Origin of the sequence: Citrobacter amalonaticus (assembly GCF_002918555.1) — a bacterium.
GTDB classification, from domain to species: domain Bacteria; phylum Pseudomonadota; class Gammaproteobacteria; order Enterobacterales; family Enterobacteriaceae; genus Citrobacter_C; species Citrobacter_C amalonaticus_A.
In genome coordinates, this window is the sequence record NZ_PQMB01000004.1 from 194,700 (window position 1) to 206,981 (window position 12,282).

At 48.5% G+C, this 12,282-nt stretch carries 8 protein-coding genes; 4 read left to right on the forward strand and 4 right to left on the reverse strand.

All coding sequences use genetic code 11. The features are described from left to right. Positions 1 to 11: 11 nt before the first annotated feature. Together carA and dapB are read right to left on the reverse strand one after the other, a co-directional pair. On the reverse strand, positions 12 to 1,160 hold the full coding sequence (gene carA, locus C3432_RS18650; protein ID WP_103778054.1) for a glutamine-hydrolyzing carbamoyl-phosphate synthase small subunit: 1,149 nt from the start codon (positions 1,158 to 1,160) through the stop codon (positions 12 to 14). A gap of 455 nt (positions 1,161 to 1,615) precedes the next feature. Then, the gene (gene dapB, locus C3432_RS18655; RefSeq protein WP_103778055.1) at positions 1,616 to 2,437 is read right to left on the reverse strand and encodes a 4-hydroxy-tetrahydrodipicolinate reductase; all 822 of its coding nucleotides are present in this window, start codon (positions 2,435 to 2,437) and stop codon (positions 1,616 to 1,618) included. A gap of 341 nt (positions 2,438 to 2,778) precedes the next feature. Here dapB and C3432_RS18660 point away from each other — a divergent pair, with 341 nt between their 5' ends. After that, positions 2,779 to 3,438: a MurR/RpiR family transcriptional regulator gene (locus C3432_RS18660; RefSeq protein WP_103778056.1), complete on the forward strand. Its 660-nt coding sequence runs from the start codon at positions 2,779 to 2,781 to the stop codon at positions 3,436 to 3,438. 9 nt (positions 3,439 to 3,447) lie between these two features. Here the strand turns inward: C3432_RS18660 and C3432_RS18665 are convergent, their stop codons facing one another. Beyond that, positions 3,448 to 4,191, reverse strand: coding sequence for an oligogalacturonate-specific porin KdgM family protein (locus C3432_RS18665; protein WP_103778057.1), 744 nt, complete (start codon positions 4,189 to 4,191; stop codon positions 3,448 to 3,450). A gap of 223 nt (positions 4,192 to 4,414) precedes the next feature. Between C3432_RS18665 and C3432_RS18670 the strand changes: the two genes are divergently transcribed. From C3432_RS18670 to C3432_RS18680, 3 genes are all read left to right on the forward strand, one after another. Further along, complete coding sequence (locus C3432_RS18670; RefSeq protein WP_103778058.1) at positions 4,415 to 6,373, forward strand: fructose-specific PTS transporter subunit EIIC; 1,959 nt, start codon at positions 4,415 to 4,417, stop codon at positions 6,371 to 6,373. Between the two features lie 13 nt (positions 6,374 to 6,386). Then, a complete protein-coding gene (locus C3432_RS18675) occupies positions 6,387 to 9,038 on the forward strand; it encodes a glycoside hydrolase family 38 N-terminal domain-containing protein (RefSeq protein ID WP_103778059.1) in 2,652 nt (883 codons plus the stop codon). 76 nt (positions 9,039 to 9,114) lie between these two features. After that, on the forward strand, positions 9,115 to 10,824 hold the full coding sequence (locus C3432_RS18680; protein ID WP_103778060.1) for a sugar phosphorylase: 1,710 nt from the start codon (positions 9,115 to 9,117) through the stop codon (positions 10,822 to 10,824). A 137-nt stretch (positions 10,825 to 10,961) separates the two neighbouring features. On the opposite strand, the gene C3432_RS18685 is transcribed toward C3432_RS18680, so the two are convergent. After that, positions 10,962 to 11,990, reverse strand: coding sequence for a LacI family DNA-binding transcriptional regulator (locus C3432_RS18685; protein ID WP_103778061.1), 1,029 nt, complete (start codon positions 11,988 to 11,990; stop codon positions 10,962 to 10,964). Between the last annotated feature and the right edge of the window lie 292 nt (positions 11,991 to 12,282).

A 12,282-nucleotide genomic window follows, 5' to 3' on the forward strand; every position in this document is an offset into this window, starting at 1 on the left:
TCAGCTCCTGATTATTTAGCGGTCTTACGGTATTGCTCGATAAGTTCGATGAAGTGATCGAACAGCGGTGCGGCATCGTGTGGGCCAGGGCTGGCTTCCGGGTGTCCCTGGAAGCTGAACGCTGGCTTATCGGTGCGATGAATCCCCTGCAGGGTGCCGTCGAACAGTGATTTGTGCGTTACGCGCAAATTAGCAGGCATAGAGGCCTCATCCACTGCGAAGCCGTGGTTCTGCGCGGTGATCATCACCGTGTTGTTGTCGATATCTTTCACCGGGTGGTTGCCACCGTGGTGGCCGAACTTCATCTTGATAGTGTTCGCGCCGCTCGCCAGCGCCAGCAGCTGATGGCCGAGACAGATGCCGAACACCGGAATATCGGTTTCGAGGAATTTTTGTATCGCGTCAATGGCATAATCGCACGGTGCCGGGTCGCCAGGGCCGTTGGAGAGGAAGATGCCGTCCGGATTCATGTTCAGTACCTCTTCGGCAGAGGTTTTCGCCGGAACCACCGTCAGACGACAGCCGCGGTCCACCAGCATACGCAGAATGTTGCGTTTCGCGCCGAAGTCATAAGCGACAACGTGGAACGGCAGGTCATCGGCAGATTTTGCTTCCGGCAGGTCACCCGCCAGGGTCCAGCTTCCCTGAGTCCAGCTGTAAGTCTCGTTGGTAGTGACAACCTTTGCCAGATCCATGCCGTTCAGTCCCGGGAAGGCTTTGGCTTTTTCCAGCGCCAGCGCCGCGTCGAGGCTATCGCCCGCGATGATGCAGCCGTTCTGTGCTCCCTTCTCGCGCAGCAGACGGGTCAGCTTACGGGTATCGATATCGGCAATCGCCACAATGTTATGGCGCTTCAGCCAGGAAGAGAGATCTTCAGTATTACGGAAGTTGCTGGCAATCAGCGGCAGGTCGCGAATGACCAGACCTTGCGCATGTACCTGAGAGGATTCTGCGTCAGCTTCATTGGTGCCGACATTTCCGATATGGGGATAAGTAAGAGTGACGATTTGGCGGGAATAGGAAGGATCAGTGAGGATTTCTTGATAACCGGTCATTGAAGTATTGAAAACGACTTCCCCAACCGCCGAACCTGTTGCCCCTATGGCCCGACCGTGAAACTGGGTTCCGTCTTCCAGAACCAATAGCGCTGACTTAATCAAAACACCCTCCAGAGAATATTCACTCACTTTATTTGCATATTAATTCATTTACATCGTTTGAATCAATGCAAATCTGCTTACCCATATATTTCTGGCAAACGGCGGCATTCTGGAGATTTGGCGGGTAAAAGTCAACTTAAAGGCGCTATTTTTTGTGTTAATTTGCCAGTCACGAACTATTTTCACGATTTAACAAGCAAAAAGATCACCTAAGTCATTCTGGAAAACGCTTGCGTGCGATAAACATTGTAAAAAATGCATTCAGACGCATGAAAAGTGGACCATCCGGTCAAAATTTACATTCAGGCAACAGAATTTGCATGGTAAACAGTAAATTTTATGAGATTCCATTTAAAAACATAAAAAACAAAGAGAAAATAAAAGGGCAATAAAAATTACCCTTTATAATCAATGCATTATTACAAACACAATCACAGAAAAAAGATAATAAATTACTATAAATTATTCAAATCAAGCACATCTCGCATATCAAAAAGGCCATTTGGCTTCTTGCTTACCCATAAAGCCGATCTCACTGCGCCATTGGCAAAGGTCATACGGCTGGACGCTTTATGGGTAATCTCGACCCGCTCGCCAATATCAGCAAACATGGCGGTATGTTCACCCACAATGTCGCCCGCACGCACGGTCGCAAAACCAATAGTCCCCGGCACGCGCTCGCCGGTATGACCTTCCCGACTGTAGACCGCACACTCTTTCAGATCTTTGTCCAGCGCATGGGCAATCGCCTCACCCATCGCCAGCGCGGTTCCCGATGGCGCATCCACTTTATGACGGTGGTGCGCTTCAATAATTTCAATATCGGTGTAGTCGCCCATCACCTTCGCGGCTTTCTCAAGCAGCTTCAGCATGACGTTAACGCCCACGCTAAAGTTAGCCGCAAAGACAATGCCGGTCTCTTGCGCGGCGTCGCGGATCGCCTGTTTGCCTGCGTCATCGAAGCCCGTTGTGCCAATGACCATCCCTTTGCCATGTTGCCGACAAAACGCCAGATGATTTAGCGTGCCCTCCGGACGGGTAAAATCAATAAATACGTCAAAATCATCTTTTACCGCATCAAGACTGCTCTGCACGGTAACGCCTGTCTTCCCGGCCCCCGCCAGCTCCCCGGCGTCGCTGCCCAGCAATGAAGACCCTTCCCGCTCCAGTGCGGCGCCCAACGTCACGTTTTCCATTGCCAGCGCGGCCTGAATCAACTGACGCCCCATGCGTCCCCCGGCTCCCGCGATGGCAACGCGGATTTGTGCATCATGCATAGCTATTCTCTTTTGTTAATTTTGCGTAAACCTTTTCAGAGTAACCAGCGCATCGCCGCGCTGCCACCGAAAATGGCGATAATTAGAATTTAATGATATGTAGGAAGGAATATCAGTGAAAGCGATAAATGACACTCAACAGTTACATTTTGCTCTGTCAGGCAAGAGATGATAATCAGATGAATACAGCCTGTGACTGGTTTCACACTAATGTGTACAGTGTGCCAGCAATTTACTCATTTTGGTTGGTTAATCAAGTTTACCACATTACAAAACTAAGGTTAACCGATTAACCTCAAACAATACTAACTGCTGGCAGTAAAATATAAATGGTGGTCGATATGAATACTTTCTCACGGACAGAGCGTATTGTGTATGAATATATACTTTGTAATACCCACAGATTAGCAATGATGTCTGCTAAAACAATCGCCAGCGAGACCTTTACGACAACAACCTCTGTTAATCGAGTCAGTAAAAAAATGGGCTATTCCGGATATACGGAGTTGCGCTATAAATGGAGTTCAGAACAACATGGGAAAATGCCTGTCTGTACCTCGGAGACCGATAGTACAGAGAACGAAATCAACAGCCTCTGCCAGACACTCAGTAATGCATCCCATGTCTATTTATACGCAAGAGGCGCAACAATAACCAGCCTCAACTACTTATCACGTTTTATATCGATTGCCGGAATTCCTCACCTGGAGTTAACCGATGTTCATCAACTTGCACTAATCAATAAAGGAATGTTATTAATTGTCAGTAAATCTGGCGAAACAAAAGATATTACAGAAATGGCCCGAAGCGCCAAAAGAAAAAATATCAAAGTCATTGCCATCACGCAGAAAAACTCAACTTTATCTCGAATTGCATCCCGCTCCTGGTGTATTGAGACAACAACTGATGCCTCTTCGCTTTACCAGAGAGAATCACAGATACGGTTATTGAATTTCATTGACGGTATCGGATATCGATTACTTAATACATCCGATACCTGATTGCGGATATCACAATTTTTTGGTGATACCCAGACGTCCCACAAATTCGTTTTTGTGGTTACCATCACTATCGATATATGTTTTATCGATTGACCCCAGCTCAATGTAGGGCGTCCAGTCATCATCCATTTTATAATTGAACGCCAGCGTATGCTCCCAATAGGTATCTTTTCCGTTTCCCTGATCCACTCCATTTTGGTAGCGAAAACGCGGATTCCATGACATACCAAATCGACCAATATTGTAGGCTATCCAGATATCGAACTGATGAGACTGACGGCGAGTATACTCATCACTACCAACCATCAGATCGCTGTGCGCATCATTGGTGGTGTTATAACGATAGCGTGCTGAGATATTGACACCGTTACCAAAATCCTTCCATCCCTGAATAAAAGGTCGATAATGGGTATTCGTTTTGGTGAAAATTGTCGTCATGCCAGGAGCAATTGAATAACCATCACCTAACTTAAACTGCCAGCGCGTTTCTATTTCCTGGGATACCCCAGTAACACCATCATCTTTTCCATCCTTACTATCTTCATCGCCAAAAAAGGACTCATTATGGTTTTGCGTCGCTTCAGCCGAAAAATAGAATCCGTTATTTGCCTGATGCATAAATTTAATCCTGGTTTCGTTAGTATCCGCACGCATATTATGTGCAGCACGAACATCAACCCAGGTATCACCACTCCAGCTAAACGAACTGTATATCACAGGCACACACAATAAGACTTTTAAATTATTATTCATAAAACATTCTCATAAAGTTAATTCACGCTATCACCTTACTATCTGCAAATGGAGTTCAAACCATTTTATGGTACATTCATTGTATGGTCATACTCTTGACAAAAATAATGCAAACCCTATTGTTACAGCAAATTTAAATTTAGAAAACTAAACACCCCAGGAAGAGAGTCATTTTATTTTTAATAAATTAACCTAATGAGCAAATCGACACATTGAGGACTATATGCTGCTAAGCGATGTGACGTCTCACGATTTGATTCTTCTGGATCAAGAATGGAACAATCGTGAAATTATTCTGGAAAACTTATCCCATCTTCTATTTCAAAAAGGGAAGATCGCGGATAAATCCGCTTTTCTCCAGGCGGTATGGGAACGGGAAAATATTTCAGAAACGGGTTTTGAACAGGGTATCGCCATCCCACATGGCAAATCGCCTGTTGTTAACCAGCCAGCCTTTGCCGCAGTACGGCTGACACACCCCGTCGATGACTGGCCAACAATGGATGGCGAAGATAAAGTCTCTCTGGTTTTTTTGCTGGCCGTGCCGCTGGGGGATGACGATGGTCATTTGCGCTTACTCTCCACGCTCAGCCTGGCGTTGATGGATGAGCAAAACGTCACCGCGCTGAAACAAGCGTCAACGGTCGAGGATTTTCTCGCACATCTGGATAATCACGACGCGACAGCAGAAAAAAACATTGTCAACGACAGCGGGAAAAGCCTGATTGTGATCACCTCCTGCTCAGCGGGTATTGCCCATACCTATATGGCCGCCGAAGCGCTGGAGAAAGCGGGTGCAGCCCGGGGTATCCGGGTATTCAGCGAGAAACAGGGGGCTAGCGGCATCGAAGATGAGGTCAATGATGAGCAAATTCGTCAGGCAAGCGGGGTCATTTTTGCGGCCTCCTTACCGCCAAAAGGGAAAGCGCGCTTTAACGGTAAACCCTTTATCGCGACCTCTGTGTCCGAACCCTTAAAGGATCCCGATGGGTTAATTGAGCGAATATTGACGCAGCCTGATGGTATTGTTGACGAAGCCGAAAGCGGCGAACAGATGACCCGGAAAAGCACGCTATCCTTTGGCGGACAGCTCTACCAGGGCATCTCCAGCGGCATTTCCTACATGATCCCGGTGATCGTCGCCGCAGGTTTAATGATCGGCGTGGGGCAACTGGCAGCCAGTCTGTTCGGCATCACTGACATCGGAAATAATCGCTACGCCAGTCAGAGCAGCACCCTGCTGGTCATTTGCCACTTTTTAACGCTGTACGGCAATATGATCATGAAGTTTATGTATCCGGTTTTTGCCGCCTATATGGCCTGGAGCATCGCCGACAGGCCAGGGCTGGTCCCCGGATTCATCGGCGGGGCATTTGCCGGTGGGCTGCATTATACCTTCTGGTCGGTAAGCGGCGGCGTCCCTTCGGGATTTATCGGCGCACTGATTCTCGGCGCGCTAGCCGGATTTATTGCTGATTATCTGAATCGACACATTCGGCTGCATAAGCATTTGCAGGCCATGAAGCCAATGCTCATCGTTCCTGGCCTGTCGGTACTCGCTATCTTCTTTATCAATTTTTACTTTGTCGATCCCGTTTTTGGCGGCATTAACCGATTTTTGCAGCAATTTATCACGGAGCAGGGTACCTCCAGCGCGTTAATGCTGGCAGTGATTATTGCCGCTCTGACGGCCTTTGACTTGGGCGGCCCCGTGAATAAATCCGCTGGTGCTATCGCCATTGGCCTGGCCGCGGATCATATCTTCCCCCTCACAGCGCGCGTGCTGGGGATTGTGATCCCGCCTGTCGGGATCGGCCTTGCAACCCTCATCGATCGTTTTATTGTCAGACGGCGTGTCTTCGACGAAAACCAGCGCATCACCGGAACAACATCTTTGATTCTGGGGTTTCTGGCGATTGGCGAAGGGGCTATCCCCTTTATGCTAAAAAATCCGGTTATCACCATCTCAATTAACATCATTGGGGCCGTTATAGGATCGGTGACCGCCATTGTTTTAGGTTCAGTGCAATGGTTTCCATTACCCGCCATCTGGGGCTGGCCACTGGTGCAAAATCTTCCCGCATACCTGTCTGGCATGTTTATTGGCATCGCATTTATCGCATTGGCTAACGTTTTCGTTCGCTATTACTTAATCAAGATCGGCAAGATCGCATTGAATTAACTGGGGATGAAAAATGGTTCGGAAGCAAGTCTATGTCGTACCACACTGTCACTGGGATGCTGAATGGTATTTTACCTGTGAAGATTCCCATATTTTGCTGGTCGAAAATCTGGATTATTTGTTAGATCTATTGGAAAACGATGCCGACTTTCCCAGTTACACATTTGACGGCCTGGCCGTAGTCCTTGATGACTATTTACAGGTTCGTCCGGAAAATGCGCCACGCATTGAAGCGCTGGTAAGTAAGCATCGGCTTTTCGTCGGCCCCTGGTATACACAATGTGATTCTCTGCTGATTCGCAGTGAATCGCTGATCCGCAATTTGCAGTACGGTATCCGCACCGCAAAGCGGTTTGGTCATAGCATGAATATTGGTTATTTACCGGATATCTTCGGTCAACATGCTTATCTGCCCGCCCTGTTTACCGATGCAGGCATTGAGTATTGCGTGTTGCAACGCGGCATTTATAACGACCAGATTCATGGCGACCTTAATTTCTTATGGCGCGCGCCAAACCAGAAAATAGTCGCGACAAACTATATGTACTACGGTTACGGACCCGGAAAATTTTTGTCCGCTGACGCTGATTATGTTCAACATCGCCTGTTACCCATACTCCAACAATTGAGCGCGATGAATACCCACACAGACAGGCTGCTGCTGCCCTGCGGCGGAGACCAGGTACTGCCGAACGCACAGTTCCCGGAAACGGTAAAAGCGCTCAACCGGCTCGATACGCCTTATCATTTTATAATGGCAGATTACGAAAGTTATATGCGCGACGCGTGGTCCGGGAGTCCGTTTACCCACGTGATCGATGGTGAACTGTTCGCTTGTCAGAAGTCCCGTATTCACCGAACCTGCCATTCGACCCGATATGACATCAAGCGTCAGACCTGGGAAACAGAGCATCTGCTGATCGATCACCTGGAGCCGCTTGCCGTCATAGCCACCCAGCTTGGCATCCACTGGCCCCAACCGTTGATGGACAGCCTGTGGAAAACGGTGTTCTCTGCGCATGCGCATAATGGCATTGAGGCGACGAACGCCGATCCGGTTAATCACAACATTAAGCAGCGTTTAATTAGCGTTGAGCGTTCAGCATTGAGTCTGATCAACCTGCTGAAAAAGAAAATCAGCCATGCCATCAGCCGCCGTATGGGTCAGGATAATATTCTGGTGGTCTTCAATTGCGACATCAGTCCACTGGATCGCCTGACGCGCGCGGTCGTTTTTACCAAAAGTAAAAATGTCACCTTACGTCAGGGGGATAAACGCGTTGAGTGTACCCTGCTGGATCAGCAGATACTGGATGGCGGGCAGCGCGTCATCGTCACGGCAGAAGGCGAAAAACTGGAACGGGTGGATGACTATTATCGCAGTGAAATTATCTTTCAGGCCGAAGGTGTTAACGGACTGGGCTATCAAACCTGGCTTATCGAAGAACACACCGCGAGTTCGCCGCTAATCCGCAGTAATCGACAAACGATTGAAAACGATCGTTATCGCATCAGCCTCTGCCATGGCGCGTTAACGCTGGAAAACCTCAGTACCCGACAGTGTATCAATGATTTTCTCTCATTCGTCGACTGTGGGGACGACGGTGATGAGTTTGATTTTGCCCCCCTGCCCGGGGAACAGCCGTTAATTGCGACCGCTTTCTCCCTGCTTTCCTGTGAGATCGGTCCGCTGGTCTCACGCATGACGCTGGAAACCACCCTCTTAATTCCACAGGATATTCAGCATCGTCTGACCGCAGAACCGACGGTATCAATGCAAATTCTGACCACCCTCGAGCTGCGCCGACATGAGCAGTATGTGCGCGTCCAGCATCATCTGGACAATCAGGCTGATGAGCATCGACTGCGCGTACACATTAAAACGCCAGTGGTTGCACCTGAGTACTCTTATGCCGATCAAGGCTATGCCTTGCTCCGCAGGGAGACCACCAGCCGGTACGTAACAGGCTGGCGAGAAGCGGGGTTTGTTGAAAAACCGATGCCCATCTACACCCTGGAAAACTGTGTCGCGTTGCGTGATAACAATCACTTTTTTGGCGTTATGACTAAAGGTATCAAGGAGTATGAAGTACTCCCCGAAGATAACATTCTGGCGCTAACGCTGTTTCGCAGCGTCGGTTTATTGGGTAAAGACGATACCCTGTGGAGACCAGGCCGGGCATCCGGCATTAATAATAAGGTCGTCGAAACGCCTGATGCGCAAATGCATCAGGCAATGCAATTCGACTATGCGTTAATAATGGACAGCACTGTCGATGATGCGACCTTATTCAATGCCTGTAAGCATTATCGCGAACACTATCTGACCTATCAGCTCCAGCAGCTTAATACTTTTGAAGAACGCCTCGAACGCTTCACGATCCCAATAACGAACAGCGAGGTCTCTCCGACAGACGCCTGGCTGACACAGAGTAATCGCGCCATCATGCTGAGTATGTGTAAACCCGGCAATAACGTGAATTCGTTTATCATCAGGTTGTTCAACCCCAGCGATACCAGGCAAAAAGTAGAACTTTCCTCTGCCTGCCAGTACCAAATTTACCGCCTTTCTTTACAGGATGAAGTCCAGGAATCTCTTGACGGAGAGATTGTTATCGACGCGAAAGATTATATGACCTTAGCCATTCAGATTATAAAAAGCTGATATGCAAAGGCGGCATGTTGCGTGAAACAACGCAGCATGTCGTCCAGTTTTTTTAATATTCTTCCGGGAAAATGTAATGAACAAACTTGACCAGGCCTCTTTGCAAAACCAAATCCTGTTAATACTCAATGCAATCTACCCTGAGAAAAATAATACGGCGCTTACCGAAAACATACTGACAAGCGTCAGAAAAGGATTACCCATCGAGGAAAACCGTCCACCGTTGAAAGAGGACAGCATTTATCTGATTACTTACGGCGACGCATTTTCCGCACCAAATATATCGCCGCTGGCCGCGCTGCACAGATTTGCAAAGAATTATCTTACAGAGACAGTGAGCGATATCCATTTATTACCGATGTATCCCTTTAGCTCCGACGATGGATTTAGCGTTATTGACTATTATCAGGTGGACCCCGCATCAGGGTCATGGTCTGATATTCGGGCATTATCACATGACTTTTCTCTGATGTTTGATTGTGTTATTAACCATATATCAAAACACAGTCAATGGTTTACTGAATATCTTAAGGATAACCCGGATTATCAGCGTTATTTTATTGAAGCCGATATCCACGCTGACTATCAGAACGCGGTTCGCCCAAGAACCACTCCCCTGCTGACCCCTTTTACCCACAGCGACGGAAGGCAGGTGAATATCTGGACCACATTCAGTGATGATCAAATTGATCTGAACTTTAAAGAACCCAGGGTACTACTGGAAAGTATCAATATATTACTCTTCTATGCCGCGCAGGGGGCGACATCCATCCGCCTCGATGCCATTGGTTTTATCTGGAAAGAGCCGGGAGAGCGCTGCATCCATCAGCCGCAGGTCCACCTGATTATCAAACTGTGGCGTTTAATACTGGATACGGTATTTCCGGGCTGCCGAATAATAACGGAAACCAATGTTCCGCATCATGAAAATATTGCGTATTTCGGACAGGGTGACGAGGCGCACATGGTGTATCAGTTTCCACTACCGCCATTGACGCTACATGCTTTTTTGCGCGGTAACGCACGCTGGCTACGGGAATGGTCCCGCTCTCTGGAGAGAGAATCGCTGCCTGCTGGTACGACCTTTTTTAATTTTATCGCCAGCCATGATGGTATTGGCATCCGCCCAACGGAGAATTTGCTGGAGGATAGCGAAAGAGATTTTCTGGTCAGTGAAACCCTGAGAAAAAATGGGCGGGTATCGTGGAAAAATAATGGCGATGGCACCGCCTCCCCTTATGAATTAAATATCAATTACCTCAGCGCACTGTCTGAACCCAATGATAACAATGAGATTAAAACGGCAAAAATGCTGGCAGCCCATGCCATTTTATTCTCATTAAAAGGCGTTCCCGCCTTGTATTATCACAGTTTGTTAGGTAGCGAAAACGATCAGGACGCAGTCGAACAGTCGGGTATCAACCGCCGGATTAATCGCCAAAAACTTTCGTTGGCTCGCCTGGAAACAGAGCTTTCTTCTCCTGAAAATCTGCGCGCAAAGGTTTTTAGCGCCCTGCATAACATGCTGCAGATCCGCAAAAACCATCCCGCCTTTTCTCCCTGGGCCGAACAAAAAACGCTACTTCTGGCAGATGCCTTTTTTGCTGTTGAACGCTGCGATCAAAACAGCGGAGAAAAAATAACCTGCATCGTGAATGTCAGCGCAGAGCATTGTCTGTTACAGCTTGATATTCGGGGAAATTGTTTGCTCAGCCATCGGGCATTTAATGGCGAGTTAATCCTGGCCCCCTGGCAAACTCTTTGGGTTAAACATTCCGTGCGGTAGTCCCGCCGTCGTCGCAGGACGACGGGGCAGCGCAATTTTATCGCACCAGACTCGTTGATATTAGCGTGATCCACAGGCCGGATACGGCGCTTGCGACGTTCTCCGGCAAAACAGATCTAGCGTTTGTCTGCAATCTGTTACGGGTATTTTTGAACCCCATTCGCAAAACCGCATGACTCTCTGACCACCAGCGCAGGCGGCAGGATAATGCGCTTCGGCGGTTCATCATTCCCCTGAATTCGACTGTAGAGCAGCTCTCCCGCCTTCCGGCCAATCTCTTTCGCCGCCACCGAAACGGTCGTCAGCGCAGGTTGAACCAACGCGGCCTCAGTAATGTCATCAAAACCCACCAGCGCAAAATTGCGTCCAGGTTCCCGCCCCATTTTACGTAGCGCCTGCATCACTCCTAACGCAACAATATCCTGATAACACACTGCAGCGGTAATTTGCGGATTGAGGCTCAACAGAGACTCCGCGACTTTCGCACCATCAATCTGGCTTGCCTGAGCTGCGACAATCCAGTCCGGATTGGGCGATATTCCGTGTTCCAGTAATGTACTGGTAAATCCCCCAATACGCTGTGCCCTGCTGCCGGAGTTTGGACTCCCGCCAATGAAAGCAATATTCTTATGCCCCATCTTTAATAAGTGAGTCGTCGCCATTTGGGTTCCGAGGAAGTTATCGGTACCCACGAAATCAAAATCCGGATCGCTGAGTGGGCGCACCACCATAATGGCCGGAATATTGCGCCTTTTCAGCGCATCAAAGAATGACGCTGGCGTCTCACGCGCGGCGCATAGCACCATACCGCAGGCATTATTACGCATCAGCGAGTCGACAAATTTCTGCTGACGCTCCCCGGACTCCTCACTGTTAGCCAGAAAGAGCAGCAGATCGTGGCGTTCCATTTCATGGCTTAGACCTGCCGTCATCTCGCCATAAAACGGGTTGGTGATATCGTGTAACAGCAATCCGACCTGGTTACTGCTCCGATTACGCAGGTTAGCAGCGGTCTGATTGTAGACATAGCCGCTGTCATCCAGTGCTTTTAGCACTCGCTCGCGAGTGGCCTGTGAAATTCTTCCCCGATTACGCAGCACCATTGAAACGGTCGCAGTGGAGACGCCCGCGCGTTCTGCGACCTGCGCCAGGGTAATTGCTGTCATGATCCCTCCCGTTTCTCTACGTCATATAGCAGGTTAATCGAATAACCTATTTTTTACATTTTAACGTGTGATTACCGTCACATCAGCACGTATTTAATCGCTTGAGTTGTTCATTATGGCGGGTTAATCGCATTAACCACACTATCAAATTAAGGTTAATCGATTAATCTTTATTTAGAGCCTGATCCATCAGGCGTAACTGGCGCAGACAGTTTGAACACGGACAGCGCGCACAGCCAACGGTGCGTACACGGAGTACGTGAGGATGCGAGCTGTGCCCCAGGTTCAAAGT